16 protein-coding genes, 1 tRNA gene, 2 pseudogenes and 1 other annotated feature are annotated in these 18,727 nt (G+C 71.6%); of the genes and pseudogenes, 15 read left to right on the top strand and 4 right to left on the bottom strand.

Going from position 1 to position 18,727, the window contains the following annotated elements:
* The first annotated feature begins 37 nt into the window (after positions 1–37).
* The 15 genes and pseudogenes from topA to VG276_23530 all read left to right on the top strand — a co-directional run bounded on the left by topA (position 38) and on the right by VG276_23530 (position 15,132).
* Positions 38–2,275: a type I DNA topoisomerase gene (gene topA, locus VG276_23600; GenBank protein HEV8652291.1), complete on the top strand. Its 2,238-nt coding sequence runs from the start codon at positions 38–40 to the stop codon at positions 2,273–2,275.
* Between the two features lie 167 nt (positions 2,276–2,442).
* Positions 2,443–3,081, top strand: coding sequence for a dTMP kinase (gene tmk / locus VG276_23595; GenBank protein HEV8652290.1), 639 nt, complete (start codon positions 2,443–2,445; stop codon positions 3,079–3,081).
* A complete protein-coding gene (holB, locus tag VG276_23590; protein ID HEV8652289.1) occupies positions 3,065–4,228 on the top strand; it encodes a DNA polymerase III subunit delta' in 1,164 nt (387 codons plus the stop codon). The genes tmk and holB overlap by 17 nt, the downstream gene beginning before the upstream one ends.
* Before the next feature lie 324 nt (positions 4,229–4,552).
* Positions 4,553–4,809: pseudogene (locus tag VG276_23585) on the top strand (tyrosine-type recombinase/integrase).
* Between the two features lie 16 nt (positions 4,810–4,825).
* Positions 4,826–4,902, top strand: a tRNA-Thr gene (locus VG276_23580).
* Positions 4,903–4,977: 75 nt separating this feature from the next.
* A complete protein-coding gene (locus tag VG276_23575) occupies positions 4,978–5,640 on the top strand; it encodes a hypothetical protein (GenBank protein HEV8652288.1) in 663 nt (220 codons plus the stop codon).
* Positions 5,541–6,245 carry a site-specific integrase gene (locus VG276_23570; protein HEV8652287.1) on the top strand — a complete coding sequence of 235 codons (705 nt, stop codon included), beginning with the start codon at positions 5,541–5,543 and terminating at the stop codon, positions 6,243–6,245. The genes VG276_23575 and VG276_23570 overlap by 100 nt, the downstream gene beginning before the upstream one ends.
* Positions 6,235–6,840, top strand: coding sequence for a Tn3 family transposase (locus VG276_23565; GenBank protein HEV8652286.1), 606 nt, complete (start codon positions 6,235–6,237; stop codon positions 6,838–6,840). The genes VG276_23570 and VG276_23565 overlap by 11 nt, the downstream gene beginning before the upstream one ends.
* 1,411 nt (positions 6,841–8,251) lie before the next feature.
* Positions 8,252–10,954: an Ig domain-containing protein gene (locus tag VG276_23560; protein HEV8652285.1), complete on the top strand. Its 2,703-nt coding sequence runs from the start codon at positions 8,252–8,254 to the stop codon at positions 10,952–10,954.
* A 335-nt stretch (positions 10,955–11,289) separates the two neighbouring features.
* A pseudogene (locus VG276_23555) lies at positions 11,290–12,517 on the top strand (IS3 family transposase).
* Positions 11,587–11,703: a sequence feature (AL1L pseudoknot), on the top strand. Its footprint overlaps the pseudogene before it by 117 nt.
* 105 nt (positions 12,518–12,622) lie before the next feature.
* Complete coding sequence (locus VG276_23550) at positions 12,623–13,315, top strand: Clp protease N-terminal domain-containing protein (protein ID HEV8652284.1); 693 nt, start codon at positions 12,623–12,625, stop codon at positions 13,313–13,315.
* A gap of 5 nt (positions 13,316–13,320) precedes the next feature.
* Positions 13,321–13,998: a Clp protease N-terminal domain-containing protein gene (locus tag VG276_23545; protein HEV8652283.1), complete on the top strand. Its 678-nt coding sequence runs from the start codon at positions 13,321–13,323 to the stop codon at positions 13,996–13,998.
* Complete coding sequence (locus VG276_23540) at positions 13,995–14,249, top strand: hypothetical protein (GenBank protein ID HEV8652282.1); 255 nt, start codon at positions 13,995–13,997, stop codon at positions 14,247–14,249. The genes VG276_23545 and VG276_23540 overlap by 4 nt, the downstream gene beginning before the upstream one ends.
* Before the next feature lie 135 nt (positions 14,250–14,384).
* On the top strand, positions 14,385–14,612 hold the full coding sequence (locus VG276_23535) for a hypothetical protein (GenBank protein ID HEV8652281.1): 228 nt from the start codon (positions 14,385–14,387) through the stop codon (positions 14,610–14,612).
* 16 nt (positions 14,613–14,628) lie between these two features.
* Positions 14,629–15,132 carry an NUDIX domain-containing protein gene (locus VG276_23530; protein HEV8652280.1) on the top strand — a complete coding sequence of 168 codons (504 nt, stop codon included), beginning with the start codon at positions 14,629–14,631 and terminating at the stop codon, positions 15,130–15,132.
* Positions 15,133–15,153: 21 nt separating this feature from the next.
* Here the strand turns inward: VG276_23530 and VG276_23525 are convergent, their stop codons facing one another.
* The 4 genes from VG276_23525 to VG276_23510 form a co-directional block, all read right to left on the bottom strand.
* Positions 15,154–16,230 (bottom strand): ankyrin repeat domain-containing protein, encoded by a 1,077-nt coding sequence (locus tag VG276_23525; GenBank protein ID HEV8652279.1) that lies wholly within the window; start codon positions 16,228–16,230, stop codon positions 15,154–15,156.
* 176 nt (positions 16,231–16,406) lie between these two features.
* Positions 16,407–16,838 (bottom strand): NUDIX domain-containing protein, encoded by a 432-nt coding sequence (locus VG276_23520; GenBank protein HEV8652278.1) that lies wholly within the window; start codon positions 16,836–16,838, stop codon positions 16,407–16,409.
* 177 nt (positions 16,839–17,015) lie between these two features.
* A complete protein-coding gene (locus VG276_23515; protein ID HEV8652277.1) occupies positions 17,016–17,615 on the bottom strand; it encodes a hypothetical protein in 600 nt (199 codons plus the stop codon).
* 271 nt (positions 17,616–17,886) lie between these two features.
* Complete coding sequence (locus VG276_23510; GenBank protein ID HEV8652276.1) at positions 17,887–18,627, bottom strand: alkylmercury lyase family protein; 741 nt, start codon at positions 18,625–18,627, stop codon at positions 17,887–17,889.
* Between the last annotated feature and the right edge of the window lie 100 nt (positions 18,628–18,727).

Genomic DNA, 18,727 nt, shown 5'->3' with positions numbered 1-18,727 from the left:
GTCGCCTGTCGATGACCTCGAACGAAGGAACGTTGGATTGGCACGCAACCTGGTGGTGGTCGAGTCGCCGGCGAAGGCGAAGACCATCGGAAAGTATCTGGGGAAGGACTACTCCGTCCTGGCCTCCATGGGGCACGTGCGAGACCTCCCCAAGTCAGACTTCGCCGTCGAGATCAACGGTGGCGTCGCCGTCACCTACGAGGTGACCGCCAAGGGCAAGAAGGTGGTCTCTGAGATCCGCAAGGCGGCCAAGGGCGCCGAGCAGGTCTTCCTCGCCACCGACCCCGACCGTGAGGGCGAGGCGATCGCCTGGCACATCGCCCAGGCGGCCAAGCTCGCGGCGGGCGCGACCCGGAGGGTCACGTTCACCGAGATCACCGCGGACGCGGTCCGGCAGGCGTTCTCCGCCCCCCGCGACATCAACGCGCACCTGGTCGACGCCCAGCAGGCACGCCGGGTGGTCGACCGCATCGTGGGCTACAAGCTCTCGCCGGTCCTCTGGAGGAAGGTGCGGGCCGGGCTGTCGGCCGGGCGGGTGCAGTCCGCCGCCCTGAAGATGATCGTCGACCGCGAGCGGGAGATCGACGCGTTCCGGGCCCAGGAGTACTGGAGCCTCGAGGCCGACCTGGCCACCGACGCCGACGAGGCCGTGCACGCCCGCTACCCGGTCGGCGAGAAGCAGAAGTTCGTGCTCGGCGACGAGGGCTCGGCGACCGTGGCCGCCGAGGCGGCCCGGGCCGCGACCTGGATCGTGCGGGACGTCACCAAGAGCGAGCGCAGGCGCGGCGCGGCCCCGCCCTTCACCACCTCCACCCTGCAGCAGGAGGCGTCGCGCAAGCTCGGCTTCTCGTCCAAGCGCACGATGGCCATCGCCCAGCAGCTCTACGAGGGGGTCGAGCTGCCCGGCGAGGGCTCGGTCGGCCTGATCACCTACATGCGCACCGACTCGCCGGCGCTGTCGCAGGTCGCCCAGGGCGAGATCGCCGGGCTGGTGCGGGAGCGCTACGGCAGCCAGTACGTGCGCCCCACGAAGTACAAGCCCAAGACCAAGCTCGCCCAGGAGGCGCACGAGGCGATCAGGCCCGTCGGGGTCAGGCGCACGCCCGAGTCGCTGCACGGCCACCTGGAGCCGGCCCAGCGCAAGCTCTACGAGCTGATCTGGAAGCGGACGGTGGCCTCCCAGATGGCCCAGGCCGTCTACGACCAGACCACCGTCGACATCGAGGCAGGGGAGCTGGTGTTCCGCGCCTCGGGGTCGGTCATGCGCTTCGACGGCTTCGTGCGCGTCTACCTGGAGGGCCGCGACGACGACCTCGAGGAGGAGGCCGGCACCCTGCCAGAGCTCACCGTCGGCCAGGTCCTGCGGCTCGTCGAGCTCACCCCCGAGCAGCACTTCACCGAGCCGCCGCCCCGCTTCACCGAGGCCAGCCTGGTCAAGGCGCTCGAGGAGCACGGCATCGGCCGTCCCTCGACCTACTCGCCGACGATCTCGACCCTGCAGGAGCGCAAGTACGTGCGGCTGGACCGCAAGCGCTTCCACCCCGAGGACGTCGGCATCGTGGTCACCGACCTGCTCGCCGACGTCTTCCCCAAGGTCGTCGACCTCAGCTTCACGGCCAAGATGGAGGAGGACCTGGACTGCATCGCGAGAGGCTCCAAAGCCTGGGAGCCGCTCGTCAAGACCTTCTTCGACGAGGTCGAGGGGACGATCGCCGAGCGTCAGGAGAAGGTCTCGCGGCCCGAGGAGCCGACCGACGAGACCTGCCCGCAGTGCGGTGCGGAGACCGGCGCCAAGCTGGTCCGCAAGTGGGGCCGCTACGGCTGGTTCCTGTCGTGCAGCCGCTACCCCGACTGCAAGTACCGGCGCAACGCCAAGCAGTCGGCCGACCAGGCCGAGCAGGCCGAGCCCGAGCTGACCGACGTGCCCTGCCCCAAGTGCGGCAAGCCGATGGTCAAGCGCAGCGGCCGCTTCGGCCCGTTCCTGGGCTGCTCGGACTACCCCAAGTGCAAGGGCATCAAGAACCTCGGCGAGCAGTCGTTCGGCACCTGCCCCAAGTGCGGCGCGGGCGAGGTCGTCTCCAAGCGGACCAAGCGAGGCAAGACGTTCTACGGCTGCAACCGCTATCCCGACTGCGACTTCGCGCTCTGGCAGGCGCCCCTCGCCCAGAAGTGCCCGACCTGCGGCGGCCTGCTCGCCCCCGACAAGGACGGCGACACCGCGACCTGCGCCAAGTGCGGCAGCCAGGTCCAGGTGGCCGAGCTGGTCAGCGCGTAGCGTTGCCGGCCGCCATGCGCCAAGCACGCGCCTCCCGAGTCGGGCCCGGTCCGGACAGCCCCGGACCGGCCGCCGGGCCGGGCGGCCCCGGACCGGCCGCCGGGCCGGACAGCCCTCGACCGGCTGCCGGTCTGGACGGCCCCGGACCAGCCGCCGACCAGCGGGGCGTGGGTCGGTTCATCGCGTTCGAGGGTGTCGAGGGGGCCGGCAAGTCCACCCAGCTCCGGCTGCTCGGGCGGGAGCTCGAACGGCTCGGCCGGGAGGTCGTCACCACCCGGGAACCCGGCGGCACGCCCCTCGGGGAGCGCGTCCGCGCGATCCTGCTCGACCCCTCCTCGGCCGGCATGCACCCGCGGGCCGAGGCGCTGCTGTTCGCGGCCGCCAGGGCCCAGCTCGTCGAGCAGGTGATCCGCCCGGCCCTGGACCGGGGGGCGGTGGTGCTGTGCGACCGGTACCTCCACTCGTCCCTTGCCTACCAGGGCGCCGCCCGCGGCCTCGGCGTCGAGACGGTCGAAGCGGTCAACCAGTGGGGGACCGGGGGGCTGCTCCCCGACGTCGTGGTCCTGCTCGACCTGGACCCGTCGGTCGGCCTGGCCCGCCGGACCGGCACCCGCGACCGGATCGAGGACCAGGAGCTCGAGTTCCACCGCGCGGTCGGGCGGGCGTTCCGCGACCTGGCCAAGTCCGACCCCGACCCCGACCGGTTCGTCGTGGTCGACGCCGGTCCGCCCGCCGGGCAGGTCGCCGACCGGGTGCGCGCGGCCGTGCTCGCCCGCCTGGAGGAGCACCATGTCGGTCTGGGATGAGGTGGTCGGCCACGGCGAGGCGGTGGCCACCCTGCGCGAGGCGGTCGAGTCCGGCCGGGTGACCCACGCCTGGCTGTTCACGGGCCCACCCGGGGTCGGCAAGGTGCACCTGGCCAGGGTGTTCGCCGCCGCCCTCAACTGCCCGGCCGGGGGCGACGGGACCTGCGGCGTCTGTCGCCGGGTCCTGCGAGGCGTGCACCCGGACGTGCACCTGCTGGAGCCCGAGGGCGACAACCTCCTGGTGGAGGACGTCCGTGCCCTCCGCGACGAGGCGTCGCGCTCCCGGCACGAGGGCCGCACCGCCGTGTTCATCCTCGACGAGGCCGACCGGCTGACCGAGGCAGCCGCCAACGCGCTGCTCAAGGTGCTCGAGGAGCCGCCCCCCGAGGTCGTGTTCGTGCTCGTCACGCGGCACACCGAGGCGCTCCTGGCAACCATCCCGTCCCGTGCCCGGGTGCTCGCGTTCGCCAGCCTGCCGCCCGCCGTGGTCACCTCCGCGCTCGTCGACGGGCTCGGGATCGCACCCGAGCAGGCGGCCTGGGCGGCGGCGGCCAGCCACGGCCGGCTCGCGCGGGCCCGTGCCCTGCTCACCGACGAGGCGGTCCGCACCCGCCGGTCGGCCACCCTGGACCTGGTCGGGCGGCTCGCCGGCGGGCAGGCGTCCGAGGCGCTCGCCGCCGCGGCCGCCGTGGTCGCCCTCGCCGACGAGGTGGCCGCGGCCAGCAAGGCCAGGCAGGCGCGCGAGCTGGCCGAGCTCGAGGAGACCTTCGGCAGCGGCCGGGGCACGGGCACGGTCCGGAAGCGGCTCGAGACCCGCCACCGCCGCGAGCTGCGCCGGGTCCGCTTCGACGCCATCCGCGAGGCGCTGGCCGACCTGCTCGGCGCCTACCGGGACATGGCCCTGCTCTGCGGCGGCGGCCCGCCCGACCGGCTGGTGCACCCCGACCGAGCCGCGACCTCGGAGCGGCTCGCGGCCGGGACCGACCCGTCCGCCGCCGTCCGCGCCGCCACCGCGCTCGAGGAGGCCGACCGCCGCCTTGCCATCGGAGCCGCGCCCCTGCTCACCCTGGAAGCCGCGTTCCTGTCGGTCCAGGCCGCCTTCGCCGGCCCTCGGATCCCCATGGCCCGCCTCGAGATCCGCCGGTAGCCGGATCCGGTACCATGAAGCGGGTTCACCCGCGGGTGCTGGCGCCCGGGAGGTTGACCAGGTCGCCGTCCCTGCGCTGCCTGCTGGTCGTGTTCGGCGCCGCGCAGATCACCGTCACCAGCGTCCAGCCCACCAGGCCCGACCCCCGATCCCACCTACGCGTCGGCGCTGATGGGTTGGCTCGTGCACGGAAAGGGGGTCCGGCGAGCGGGCGGCGTTGCGGCGGCCGCTGGGAGGATCACGGCCTGGTCTTCCCGAACACCGTGGGCAAGCCGATCAACCCCGAGCAACCTGCGGCAGCAGTACTTCCACCCGCTGCTTGACCGTGCCGGCCTGCCGCACATCTGCTTCCACGACCTCCGCCACAGCTGCGCCACCTTGCTGCTCGGGGAGGGCATCACCCCAAGATCGTGAGCGACCTGCTCGGCCACAGCCAGATCCGCATTACCCTGGACCTGTACTCCCACGTCACTGCTACGATGCACGCCGGCGCGCCGAGGCCATGGGCAGGCTCCTTGACAGCCAGGACGACGATGACGCCGATGGCGGTCAACTTGGCGGGTCAAGGACAAGGCTCGTAGCCTGTTGTCGCAGCTAGCCCTCGTAGCTCAGTCGGTCAGAGCGGCGCTCTCGTAAAGCGCAGGTCATCGGTTCGATTCCGATCGAGGGCTCCACCATCTAGCAGGGGCTTCGTCTTCCCGGACTCGCTCCCAGGTGGCCGCTTGGTACCGGGTGTAGGCATCGGGGCCATGGCGCGAGGGCAGATGCAGATCGTCAAGCGCGGGAGGAGCCTCCGCGTGATGGTCTACGCGGGCCGCGACCCGGTCACCGGCAAGGAGCGGCGCCTCACCGCCACCGCCCACACCCGCGCCCGAGGCCGAGCGGACCCTCACCCGGCTGCTCGGCCAGGTCGACGCCAGCACCGCCCGGCGACCGGCGCGACGGTTGGCTACCTGCTCGACCGCTGGCTGGACACCGCCGACCTCGAGCTGAGCACCCGCCACGCCTACCAGGGCTACATCGAGCGCACCCTGCGCCCCAGGCTCGGGCACGTCCCGCTGCGCAAGCTCACCGTCGACGGCCTCGACGCGTTCTACGTGGAGCTGCGCCGCCACGGCAGCCGCTGCCGGCGCTGCGCGCTCCTGGCGCGCGAGGGCAAGGCCGCGCTGCGCGCCGGCGAGCGCTACACCCCTGGCCCCGGCGCCGCCGAGGTCGTCCACGAGCCGGACTGCGCCCGCGGCCTGCCGATGGCGCCGGCGACGGTGCGCAAGATCCACTTCATCTTGAGCGCGGCGCTCGGCCTGGCGGTCCGCTGGGCTGGCTGCCCGCCAGCCCCGCCGCGATCGCCAGGCCGCCCCGCCCCCAGCACCACGAGGCCGCCCCGCCCAGCCCCGAGCAGGTCTCCGCGCTGATCAACGCCGCCTGGGCGTCCAGCCCGGACTTCGGCACGCTGCTGTGGCTGGCGGTGGTGACCGGCGCCCGCCGCGGGAGGCTGTGCGCGCTGCGCTGGCCGAGCATCCGGTTCGCCGAACGGGACCTGTTCGTGGCGCGCAACCTGATCACGCGCGGCGGCGAGCGGCAGGAGAAGGACACCAAGACCCACCAGAGCCGCCGGCTGGCGCTCGACGACGCCACCGTCGCCGTCCTCGCCGAGCACCGCGACCGCTGCGGCGAGCGCGCCGCCGCCTGCGGCGTCCCGCTGCTCGCCGACGGCTACGTCTTCTCGGCCCAGCCTGACGGGTCCGCGCCGCTGCTGCCCGACTCGGTGACCCAGCGGTTCCGGCGCCTGGCCCACCGGGTCGGCGTGCCCGCCCACCTGCACCAGCTCCGCCACTACTCGGCGACGCAGCTGCTCGCCGCCGGCGTCGACCTGCGCACGGTTGCGGGCCGCCTCGGCCACGGCGGTGGGGGCGCGACCACGCTGCGGGTGTACGCGGCGTTCCTGGCCGCCTCCGACCGCCGCGCCGCCGAGCTGCTCGGCGGCAGCCTCCGGCGTCCTAGCGCAGGTGACGCTTGACACCAATAGTCCTCTCGGTGGACAACCCGGCATCAGATCATCGGCGGTTCGGCTCAACGAGGCCGGCGAGCTGGTCGTCGGCCGACTGCCCGCCGAGGAGCTGCCCGAGGGTGTCACCGAGCTCCGCGACGCCGTGGTCGAGCTGCTCCCGCGACCGCAGCTCGCCGAGCTGCTGATCGAGATCGACCGTGCCACCGGGTTCAGCGACCGGCCCACCCACGCGGGCGGCAGGACCAGCCGCCCGCGGGAGCTGCGCCGCAACCTGTACGCCGCGATCCTGGCCCAGGCGTGCAACCTGGGTCTGACCGGGATGGCGGAGGCCTCCGGGATCAGCTACCACACCCTGGCGTGGACCACCGAGTGGTACCTGCGCGAGGAGACGCTGGACGCGGCCGACACCGCGATCGTCAACCACCAGCATCGCCATCCGCTCGCTACCGCCTGGGGTGGCGGGACGCTGTCGTCGTCGGATGGGCGGCGGTTTCTGGTGCGGGGCAAGTCACTGACCGCCCGGGCGCTGTCGCGCTACTTCGTCGACGAGGGCATCTCCACCTACGCTCAGGTCGACCGGCGATGCCGACCGAGCCGTTGGTGAGCGCGTTCGGGGGAAATGGGTCAGCGAGCCGTCCATTCATGCTCGATCCACACCGCGCTCGGGCTGGCGCCAGAGGACTGCACGGGCAGGCGGTTTGTTAATAGTTTCCCCATTTAGGCGACACGCCGCTAGACGGTAGTACTGCTTTATTTGTTCAAAGAGGAAGCCATGCCAAGAGGACTAGCTTTCTACCGAAACTTTTCCTCTTGGGACGTCCGTGAGAGCATCCCAGCCCAGCTCATTTCGGCGCGAAGGGCCTTGCATGAGACGTGCAACAGATTGGTTGCGCTTACGGCTCCCTGTCCGTGCTGGAGTACGAAGCGGTCACCAAAGCACCTCGCGACCGGGCCAGTGAACGAGCCGGGACCGATCATTAGTTACTGGGGGGATCATGGCGGTCACGAATTCACGTAGTTCTGCGATCACGCGGGTGGGTGGGCTTCTGGCGCTCGCGGTGTGGCTGTGGTCGGTTGGGCCACTACCCGCTGCGGCAGCCCCGGCCGATCCGCCGACAGCACCGCGGCAGGTGGTCGCGGTGGCTGGTGTGTTGTCAGCGACGGTGTCCTGGGCGCCGCCGGAGTCCGACGGCGGGGGGTCGGTGACCAGCTACGTGGTGCGAGCCATACCGGGAGGCGTCCAGGTTCACATGTCAGGTGCGGCGCGGTCGGCGGTCATTGGTGGCCTACGGCCCGGATCGGCGTACACGTTTACCGTAACCGCGCTGAATGCCGCAGGCTCCGGGTTGGCATCGTCTCCTTCGAACGCGGTTGTTCCGTTGGCGTCGGGCGGCCAACTGAATGCGGTGTCGCCTGCGCGCGTCCTGGATACCCGGACCGGGGTTGGCGGCATCCGCGGCCCAGTACGGGGCGGACAAGTTGCCACTGTGCGGGTGGCCGGGCGGGGTGGCGTTCCGTTGACGGGTGCCGTCGCTGTGGTGGCGAACGTGACGGTCACCGCGCAAACGCGGGCCGGTCATGTCACTGTGTTCCCTGCTGGCCAAGCCCGGCCTACGGTCTGGAGCTTGAGCTTCACAGCAAGGCAGACCGTGGCCGGCCTGGTCATGGTCCAACTAGGGGCTGGCGGCCGGATCTCCTTGTTTATCCCCGCAGGTACTGCGCAGCTCTCAGTTGACATCTCTGGCTGGGTGTCGGCTGTGTCTGCCGTACGTGGCTCGGCTGGGCTTCTCCGTCCGCAGGTGCCTGTGCGTATCCTGGACACGCGTGTCCGGCTCGGCGGCCAGGCGCCGCGCGCGGGCGGCACAATAAGAGTGAAGGTCACAGGCCGTGGGGGGGTGCCAGCCAGCGGCGCGTCTGCGGTGGTGCTCAATATCACCGCGACGGGGGCGAGCCGGTCGGGATACATCACGGTCTGGCCGTCGGGGCGAGCCCGTCCCAGAACGCCGGAGCTGAAGGTGAGTGCCGGTCAGACCGTTTCCAAACGGGTTGTGGTGCCTCTTGGCGCCGGCGGCACCATCTCCATCTTCAACGGGACACGCAGCACAGTCCAGCTCGCCGCTGACATCAACGGCGTCGTATCCGGCGGAGGCGACCAGGATGTGGCCGTGGCGGGAATCACCCCACTTGCGCCGACCCGGCTGCTGGACACTCGCTCCGAGTTGGGCGGCATCGGTCGGCCGGTGGGCTCCGACGCTCCCAAGCTGTTGACCGTCGCCGGGCATGGCGGCGTCCCACCAGCCCCCAGGTCGATCCCGGCCACGGCGGTCGTCGCCACGGTGACGGTGATGGCGCCGACGACGAACGGCTCTCTGACGGTCTTCCCGACCGGCATCGACCGCCCGGCAGCCGCGGACCTGGCCTTCCGCCGAGGCCAGTCGGTGTCCAACCTCGTCGTCGCCAAGCTGGGCTCGGATGGGTCGCTTGCGCTGGCGATCTCGGCCGGCCGGGCCCACGTCATGGTTGACGTGTTCGGCTACGCCTCCGGCGACACCTTCGTCTCGCCGCAGGCCGCCGTCCTCCCGCCCAGCCAGGTGACCGACGTGGTCGGTCCCGCCGACGGCATCCGAACCGTGACCGTGCTGGTCGGCGGCACACCGCCGCATGCCGGGCAGATCGTGGCCGTGGACGTCGGCCCAGAGGTCCCTGACGGGTTGCTCGGCCAGGTTGAGAACGTTGCGACGCAGGGCGGCACCACAGTCCTCACCCTTGCCCCCGCAACGCTTGACCAAGCGGTGCCAAGCGGATCCATCGACATCGACGCCGAGTTCAGTGCTGACGACGTGACTGGCGGCGGCGCCAGCCCGCCGTCTCATCCTTCGGCCGCCCGCATCACGCCGCTGACGCCACGCGAGCTCACCATCCGGGCGGCCTCCGGAGCGCCCTCCCCGATCGGACAGCGGATTGCCCGGAACGTCAGCTGCCAGGGCGGCGGGTCCATCTCAGTCGACGGCGATGTCAGCGTGACGCCCTCGCTACATTTCGACGTGCGCTGGGGTGGGGTATTTCACCCGGGCATCCAGCGAGCTAGCTTCACTGGCGATGTGACCGCAAGCGCACGCCTGTCGGCGACGGCGCGAGCGACCGTGGGCTGCACGCTGGAACGCACCCCGCTGCTGCGGACGCCGCTGCGGTTTCGACCTATCACCGTGAATGTCGGACCCGTCCCGGTCGTCCTCGTCCCCGAACTGCAACTGTGGCTGATGGCCAGGGGGGAGATCCGCGCCGAGGTCAGCGCGAGCGCGACCGCCAGCTACACCGCGAGCGCTGGGCTGGTATGGGAGAACGGGCGGTTGCAACCGGTGTCGTCGATCAGCGACCGCAGCAGTTTCCAGCCACCGACCCCCCAGGCGACTGGCGGGGTGTCAGCCAGCTTTGGACCCACGTTGGACCTTCTCATCTATGGTGTGGCGGGCCCGACGCTCAACTTGACAGCTACCCTCGCGCTGCGTGCGTCCACCTCGGATACGCCGTGGTGGAAGTTCACCCTGACGGTCGACGCGGGCGGCGGCATCACGATCCCGGCGCTGCACTTCTCCAAGACTCGGCCGGATATCCTGCACTGGTCTCGTGTGCTTGCTCGGGCCTCAACGCCCCCGCCACCACTCCCGCTGGAGATCACCACGACCACCCTTGGTGCAGGTGCCATCGGCCGGCCCTACTCCCAGACGCTGCATGCTACGGGCGGCCGCACCCCATATCGTTGGGCGGTGATTGGCGACCGCCTCCCCGCCGGCCTCACCCTGGACCCGGCGGCCGGCCAAATCCTAGGCACGCCGACGACGGCAGAGACCACGAACCCAAGGATCAGAGTGACCGATGCTGGGGGCGCCACGGCTGAGATTATTCTGGCCCTGACTGTGGTACCGCCAACCACACTGGCGGATTTCGACCTGCACGACGACCTGTCCTGTGATGCCCACGAGACGGGCATTGCTCATAGCATCTTTTACGGCTCTAGCCCCCGCCCGGCGTGCGGCACGTTTATCCGCGTGGACGGGCAGGGCTACGGGCCGGCACTGCCCGCAGCGGATATCCCTGGCCGCCGGGACTACACCCCGGTCGAGTTCCTTCCGCCGACCGGGGGCGGCGGCACACCGCACGTGTTCTCCGCCACCGTCGCTGCCGGTGACACCGGCGTGCGGATCACCGAGACCGACCGCTACACCGACGGTGACACGAGCTGGACTACCAGCCTTCGCATCACCAGCACTAGCGGCACGCACACGATCTCCGTTTACCGCGCTGCCGACTGCTACATCGACGACAACGACTTCTCAAGCGGTGGCGAGGACCCGGCCACCGGTGCCGTCAGCTGTCAGGACGCCGCCCACCAGATCTCCTACGTCCCGGATTCGCGCGATGGTGTGCATCACCTGGAAGCGTTCTACGCTGACGTATGGGGCGCGCTTGGATCTCCGGACCCTCTCCCTGACACTGTTCGCCACGATATCCACGATAGCGGCCTCGCACTGCAGTGGCAGTTCACCGTGGACCCCACTCACCCCATCACGGTGACTAGCCGGTCCGTCCTCAGCGTCAGCCCCGCTCACGCCGCTCAAGCCGCCCGCACCGGCATGTCCGCCGAGGGCGTCGCCGCCCGCACACCGAAGGCCCACCGACGCCCGTCGACGAGCAATGTCCGCCAAACCACCCCATGACCGGCCGCATTCGCATCACGCCACTTGGCGGCCTGCTGATCACCTAGCCTGGGTAGCCTGGGTCTACCGATGCGATGATGACCCAAGCAAGGCAATCAATGTGACAAGTGCCCTCTGAGACGAGAATGCTTCTGAGTAGTTTGGCCGTGGGCGCGCGTCAGCGGTCGGGGCGTCGCCCCGACATGGCTGGTTGGAGGACGATCAGGCGGCGGGCTCGAGGATGACTCGGTGGCCCAGCTTCTCCGGTTGGCGGACGAGGCGCCGCTTGTGGGCTTGGGTCTTGATTCCCCCTGGGTTTCCTGGAGGCTCCATCGCTTGGAAGGGAAGATGGAGTCATGGCAGACAACCGGAGCACCCACCCATCCCAGAAGCGGTACCCGCCTGAGCTGCGTGAGCGGGCCGTCCGCATGGTCCAGGAGGCGATCGAGCAGACCGGCGAGCGGTTCGGGGTGATCACTCGGGGTGGCGCGCCAGCTCGGGGTCGGCACCGAGTCGCTGCGCTCCTGGGTCGCGCAGGCCGAGGTCGACGGTGCCCGCCGCCCGGGCATCACGACTGAGGAGCGTCGGCGCATCGCCGAGCTGGAGCGGGACAACCGTGAGCTGCGCCGCGCAGGCGAGATCCTCAAGGCAGCCGCCAGTTTCTTCGCGCGGGAGCCAGGCCCGCGACCGCCGAGGTCGTGAGCTTCATCGCCACGCACCGAGACCGCTGGGGGGTCGAGCCGATCTGCCGGGTGCTGCAGGTCGCCCCCTCCACCTCCGACGCCGCCAGCAGCCGGCCGCCGTCGGCCCGAGCGCTCCGCGATGCCGAGCTCAAGGTCGAGATCGCCAGGGTCTACAAGGCCAACTTCGAGGTCTACGGGGCCCGCAAGGTCTGGCGGCAGCTCGGCCGCGAAGGCATCGCCGTGGGCCGTGACCGGGTCGCCCGGCTCATGGGTGAGCTGGGCATCTGTGGGGTGGTGCGCGGCAAGCCGCGGCGCACCACCACCCCCGACCAGGCCGACCAGCGCCCGGCCGACCTGGTCGAGCGGGACTTCAGCGCGCCGGCCCCCAACCGCCTGTGGGTCGCCGACCGCACCGATGTGGCCACCTGGGCGGGGGTCGCCTACGTGGCGTTGGTCATCGACGCGTGCTCGCGGATGATCGTGGGCTGGCGGGTGTCGGCCTCGCTGCGGGCCGAGCTGGCCTTGGACGCGCTGGAGATGGCCGTCTGGGCCCGCCAGGGCGACCTCGACGGGCTGGTGCACCACTCCGACTGCGGGGTGGGAGTACCTGTCGATCCGCTACACCGAGCGGCTGGCCGAGGAAGGCGCGGTGGCCTCGGTTGGCTCCCGCGGCGACAGCTACGACAACGCCTTGGCGGAGGCAATCAACGGGCTGTACAAGGCGGAGCTGATCGGCCGTCGTGGCCCGTGGCGGACCGCCGAGCAGGTCGAGCTGGCCACCCTGGCGTGGGTCGAGTGGTGGAACCAGCGCCGGCTCCACGGCGCGATCGGCGACATCCCGCCTGCAGAACACGAAGCCATCTACTACCGTGAGCATCAAGAGCCCAAGGAGGTCGCATAAGCCAACCGCCCAAGCCTCCATCAGACCCAGGGCAGTTCAGTTCACCAAGCAGGCGATGCACAAGAAGTACGCCGGCAGACGGTTCGGGTTCGGGAGGTAGCGCGGGTGATCGGGCGCAGCGCGTATGTCCGCCAGGTCGTGGAGCTGGCTGGGGAGGAGGCCAGCCGCTTCGGGCACCGCTATGTCGGCCCGGAGCATCTGCTGCTGGGGATGCTGCGGGAGGACGGCAGTGGGGCCGCGAGGATCCTGCGAACCCAGGGCGTGGATCTGGAGGCGGCCCGCGCTGCGCTGGGTCGGCTGGCCGAGCAGGGGGTGGTGCCCGGCCCGCGGCCCAGCGACGCCGAGCTGCTGGGCGGCTTGGGGATCGACCTGGAGGCGCTCCGCCGTACTACCGAGCGGGCCTTCGGAGCGCAGGCGCTGGGGTGGGCGATCCGGGAGGCGACCCGCGCGCGGCGGCGGGGGGTCGGCCGGGTGGCGCGCACGCCCCTGCAGGACCCGCCGGTGCTGGCCGTGCAGGCCCTGACGCTGGCTCGGGAGCGGGCCAAGAAGCTCGGGCACCGCTATGTCGGCTCGGAGCTGCTGCTGCTGGGCGTGCTGGAGGACCTCACCACGCGGCCGCCGCGGTGCATGTCCAACCCGTGGGTGCGGCGGCTGCACGCCTCGGTTGGGCTGCCGGAGGGCTACCGGAGCGCGGCGGGGCCGCTGCTGGACGTGCTGGGCGCCGACCCCGATGGGCTCCGCGATGCGGTCCTGGCGGCCCTTGGCGGCGCCGCCCACCAGAGGCTATCGGGGAGGTAGTTGGCGTGTTCGAGCGGTTCACCGAGCCGGCGTACCTGGTCCTGGATCTGGGCCGGGAGGAGGCCGAGGGGCTGGGCCACCGCTATCTCGGCCCCGAGCACGTCCTGCTGGGGATCCTGCGCGAGGGTGCCAGCGGGGCCGCCCGGCTCCTGCGGGCCCATGGGATCCAGTTGCAGGCAGCGCGTGACGAACTGCTCGCCCTGGCACGCCTGGGGCTGGTGCCCGCGCCCCAGCCGGGTGACCGGGAGCTGCTCGGCACGCTCGGCATCGACCTGGAGGAGATCCGGCGGACCACCGAGCAGGCCTTCGGCTCCACAGCGGTGGGGGAGGCGACCTGGCGGGTGACCCGCCGCCGCGGCTGGCGGGGCGGGCGGGTGGTGTGGACGCCACTGTGCGGCCCGCCGGTGCTGGCCAAGCGCGCCCTGCACCTGGCCAGCCAGCACGCCAGCACCCTCGGGCATGATGCGGTCCGCCCTGAGCACGTGCTGCTAGGGGTGCTCCTGGATGCGCGCGAGCCTTCCGGCAGGGAGCGGGTGTCGCGGCGGCACCGGCGCATCACCGCGCACGTGGGGCTGCCCGACGGCTACCAGGGGGCAGCCGGGCCGCTGCTGGGGGCGCTCGGCGTGGACCTCGAGGACCTGCGCCGCGCCGCCGAGGCCAAGCTGCGCGAGGCCGGGTCATGAGCCGGCGCGGCCGGCTCTGGTTTGTGGCCGCCTGCCTGGGCGCATTCGGGCTGCTCGCTGCGTTCATCACCTGGGCGAGACCTGATACGGGCCCGTCTGGGAAGACGCCGCCGACGGTGACCCTGGAGCCGGGCGCGACCCGCCCGGCCGGGCTGGCAGTGGCCGACCTGGGCAGTCTCGAGGAGCTCCAGCAGCGCTTCAACGACGACAAGGGGGCGCCGCGGCTGGTGCTGGCGCTGGCGCCCACCTGAGGGACGTGCCTTGCGGGCGCCAGGTGGGCCGCCGAGAACGTCCTGGCGCGCTACCCCGACGGCAGGCTGCGAGTGTATGTGGTGTGGGTGGCGCGGTGGCCCACCGACGCCCGTTCGGAGATCGACGGTGCTGGCATGATCGACCCGCGGGTGACGCACCTGTGGGATGCCGGCAACGTGATCGGCCGGCCCTTCCTGGAGCGGTTCGGTGTGGAATTCGAGGGGCTGGACTACGACTTCTTCCTGCTGTTTGGCCCCGACGCGGTCTGGGACCAGGCGCCGCCGCGGCCGGCGAGCTCCGGTGCGACGGTGATCGGCGAGAGCGAGCGGCTGGCGCGCGACCTCACCCCGCTGCTGGGCTGAGGTGCAGCCTGGGGTCATGAATCTCGCGGAGAATGCGGTCGCGTGGGTGGTCGCCAGCGACGGGCAGAACTGGCGGGTGGCGTGGCACCCGCCGCCCGAAGCTCCACCAGGCACCTGGCATGGCTCGGCCGCTGTCTGTGTCGCCGGGGACTCCGTGGTGCTGGTCAGTGCCGATGGGAACCGCTGGGGTCTGCCCGGCGGCCGGCCGGAGCCGGGCGAGGACTGGGCCGACACCCTGCGGCGCGAGGTCCGCGAGGAGGCCTGCGCCACGGTGACCGACTGTCGGCTTCTGGGGTTCAGTCGCGGCGTGTGCATGCGGGGACTGCAGGCGGGTCTGGTGCTGGTCCGGGCGCAGTGGCGGGCGGAGGTCCGCCCCGACCCGTGGCAGCCGCGGTTCGAGATGGCCCGTCGACGCCTGGTTCCCGTCGCCGAGGCATTCGGCAGCATCTGGATCGAGGACGGCTACGAGCCCATGTACCGCCGGATCTTCGTCGAGGCCGCCCTCCCCGTCGGGCCCTGAGACCGCAACGCCATGCGCCGGTCAGGGTGTGCCCATGTCCGTTGCGAGGAGCGCATCGATCGTTGCATCGCCAGTTGGCCCCGAGTGCCGGGTGGGTGCGCCAGCTGCCAGCAGCGCCCGCACGACCTCGGTTCGCCCCAGCGACGCGAACTGGCCGAGAACCCAGCCGTAGTCGCTGCCGGCCGGCAGGCCCAGGGCTGGCGGCGGGGCGGTCGGCAGGCGCACGGCTTGGCCGCGTGCCACCGCCAGCACGGCGGCGTCGACACCATCCAGGTCCGCGGTCGCCCCACGGGCGGCCAGCAGCTCGTAGGCGGCAAGATGCCCGCAACGCGCGGCCAGCGCCAGCGGCCTGCGGCCGACGTCCCAGCGCGTCCAGCCCAGGTTGGGGTCGGCGCCGGCGTCCAGCAGCATCGTCAGGATCCTCACGCCCCGCCCGCGGGCGATCGCGTGGTGCAGACAGCAGTGGGCGTTGACGTCCACACCACGGTCCAGGAACCAGCGCAGGCCGGCGGCGTCCTCGAAGTCCAGCTTGTGCAGGACCATCCCCTCGAAGCCGGGCTGGTAGAGCAGGTCCAGGAACCCGGTGTCGGCCTGCTCGCAGGCGTGATAGAACGCGTCCTCGTCGGTTGTGGCACCCCGCTCGACGAGCAGCCGGGCGAGCGGGAGATCGCCACGCTCGACCGCGTCGAACAGCGCCGACATCCGACCCTGGCCTTCCCACTCGATGGTGTGGCTGTCGGGGTCGGCGCCGGTGTCCAGTAGCAGCCGGGCGCAGCCGCGGACGTCGGCTGGCGCGCCGATCGACCGTCGCAGCAGCACCAGCAGCGGGGCCAGCCCGTCGACCTCCGTGGTCGCCGCTGCCGGGTCGGCGTGCAGGAGCCGCGCCAACGCACTGGTGTCGGCGAGCGCCAGCGCCCGCTCGATCCCGTCCAGCGTGCTGGCCTGGACGTGATGCACGAGCTTCGGCCAGCTGGCAAAGCCGTACTCGCGGGCGATCTCGTGCTGCGCTCGGCTCAGGCCAATCCCGCGCTCACGCTTGCGGGTCTTGGCCTGCTTGCGCAGGTACTCCAGCGACGGGCGCGGTGGGAGTTCAGGCACGGCGAACCCCTATCTGCCCGTGTCCGCGTGCTCGGGCCGAGGTCCGTCGGCTAGCTGCCTGCGGTGCTGCTGCCGGTGGGATGCTCCCTTCCCCGCGGACGGGGCGCGCCCGGCAACGCACCACGATCCTACCGTCGTACCGCGACGTTCGACAGCCAGGAAGCGACGATTCCAGCTCACCCGGCTCGGTCGTGTCGGTCTGCGGCCAGCGCAAGGTCCAGCAGCCGGTCCGCGAGCTCCTTGCGCCGCCAGGACAGCGTTTCCAGGACCTGGTCGGGAGGGAGGAGCCGTCGGCCGGTCATCTCGTGCCGAGGCTGCCAGGGGTCCAGTTCGACCCGCGCCCACCAGCGGGTCTGGTAGTAGCTGGGCACGCCATCGGGGTTGCGCGGGTCAGCGACGTGCTGGCTGGCGAGGTAGCGGTAGCGCACGACGCGGGCGCAGGCCTCCTCGGCGACCTCCCGGACCAACGCCTGGGCGATCGACTCGCCGTCCTCGACGGTACCGCCGGGGAAGGTCCATTGCCGACCGTCCCAGGTGACCATGACCACCAGGCCGTCGGCGGTGAAGCACAGCCCAAGCGCCTGGGTGACCAGTTCCGCCGGTGGCATCCATCCGGGTGCCATGAGAGTAAAGCGGCCGGGCCGCGGCACCTCCTCCACGGGCAACGTAGGCACAGCCGGGTCCACCGGGCCGCCCGGCTTGGGCAACGGCGGGTCTGGGGTCGTGTTCGTGATGCGTCGCTCCGGTGGTGCTGTGGGCTCGCTGCCGTTCATCCAACCAGTGCGTTAGTCGGTTGTGGAGCGCGGCTGTGGGGCCGACGTGGCATCGGTGCGGCCGGCCGCCGCCAGCAAGGCGTCGCGGATCCAGCGTTCGGCGGGCTGGCCGGCAAGGCCATGCTCGTGGCGGTACAGCCGGCACGCCAGCGAGGAAGTGCGGGATGCAGGGTTGCCGGGCTCGACGTCGCGGTCGTCGACCCGGATCGTCGGGGAGCCCGGAAACCGCGCGCGCTCGGCGGCCGCTTGGTCGCCGATCAGGCTGGTGCGCAGCTCGGCGTCGATGCCAAGCTCCGTGCGGACCCGCTCCACCAGCCCCAGCGCTCCTTGGTAATGCGGGCAGTCATGCACGTAGAGCACCTCGATCAGCGGACGGCGCCCCTCCTGCCTTGTCGTCGTCATCACCAACCTCCCGGGCTCACCGATGCTCCAGGCGGTCGACGGGCCAGAACAGCGCACAGCCACCTGGTCGTCACGGCCCAGCAGCCAGTTCGAGGCGGCCAGCACCTCGCAGCCACCGTAGCCGCGCAGCGCCGCCAGCAGCATCGAGGCCCCGTAGAACACCAGCGTGGCGTCGCTGGTGGGCTCCCACAGATACAAGGCCAGGAACACGGCCAGGTTGAGCAGGTGGCCGACCGGGCCGGTGGCCTCCAGCCGGGTGGGGGTGCGCCGGGCGCGCAGCCACTGCCAGGCAAACCAGCAGCGCCGGGAAGCCCACCAGCCCCAGCGCCCACGACCAGGGGTGGAACCCTCGGGCCAGGTGGCCCCAGGTCACGCTGCCTAGCAGCCCCAGCCCCACGACCAATCGCGCTGCGGTGCCCAGCGGTCCGATGCTGCGCTGCCGGGCTGCCGGCTGCTGATAGAGGTCGGTTGCTGCCATGGTTCACCTCGTGGTGTCGTTGACGCCTGTGGCCTGGCGCTGCTGCGGGTCCAGCAGGCCGCCGAAGATGCCCCTGGCCGTCTCCACGGCTTCTGGCTGGCCCAGCAGCTGCCCGGTCATCCCCGGGTGCGCCTGCAGATAGGCCTCGGCCTGCTGGGGGTCGGCGTGGAAGTTGATGTGCGGGCAGCAGCAGTCGGCCACCGCCCCGCAGACGCCCCCCGCGGCGGTGGCGACCAGCACCACCGTGGTCGCCGGCTCGAAGCGCCAAGCCCCGCCACGGACCTCGATGGTGATCGGCTGGCCGCCGGTGGGGTCGGCGGAGCTGATCCGTGCGTCGCGGCGGGTCATCTGGGGGATGCCCAGGGCATCCAGCGCGCACATCGCAGCCACGGTCGGGCCTCCGTCCAGCGCCACCTGGTGCGGGGTGGGCCGCCCCGAGAACGGGTAGGCCACGATGATCGTGCCGCTGGCCGGGTCGGTGTGAACCACGTCGGCGGCGGCCAACGCCCCCAGCCCCTCGCGGGGGTCCAGGCCTAGCTCGGCGGCCATGTCGGCAACCGCAGCGGGCCCAGGTGGGCCGGCGTGGGCCAGGAACCAGCCAAGCAGGCGACGGTGGAACTCCTGCAGCGGCTCGCGCAGGCCGGCCTGGCGGTCCTGGACGCTGCCGACGAGCAGGCCCCGGATGGGCCTACGCCGGGCCCGCGGCCACGGCCAGGTGAGCCGAGGGGGACGGTTGGCGGTCATGGACGACTCCGCGTGCGGCACTCAATGTCACTGAGGGCACCATAGACCTTCCCGTATACTGGAAGGTCAAGGGATGCGGTCCAGAACGACTCGGGAGGTG

Source organism: Actinomycetes bacterium (assembly GCA_036000965.1).
Classification (GTDB): Bacteria; Actinomycetota; CALGFH01; order CALGFH01; family CALGFH01; genus DASYUT01.
This window is presented reverse-complemented; position numbering and strand designations above follow the sequence as displayed.

Excerpts from the sequence above, each read along its gene's own strand:
- holB (HEV8652289.1), top strand. The coding sequence starts at position 3,065 with ATGTCGGTCTGGGATGAGGTGGTCGGCCACGGCGAGGCGGTGGCCACC.
- VG276_23535 (HEV8652281.1), top strand. The coding sequence starts at position 14,385 with ATGATCGACCCGCGGGTGACGCACCTGTGGGATGCCGGCAACGTGATC.
- VG276_23540 (HEV8652282.1), top strand. The coding sequence starts at position 13,995 with ATGAGCCGGCGCGGCCGGCTCTGGTTTGTGGCCGCCTGCCTGGGCGCA.
- VG276_23510 (HEV8652276.1), bottom strand. The coding sequence starts at position 18,627 with ATGACCGCCAACCGTCCCCCTCGGCTCACCTGGCCGTGGCCGCGGGCC.
- VG276_23530 (HEV8652280.1), top strand. The coding sequence starts at position 14,629 with ATGAATCTCGCGGAGAATGCGGTCGCGTGGGTGGTCGCCAGCGACGGG.
- VG276_23575 (HEV8652288.1), top strand. The coding sequence starts at position 4,978 with ATGGCGCGAGGGCAGATGCAGATCGTCAAGCGCGGGAGGAGCCTCCGC.
- VG276_23520 (HEV8652278.1), bottom strand. The coding sequence starts at position 16,838 with ATGCCACCGGCGGAACTGGTCACCCAGGCGCTTGGGCTGTGCTTCACC.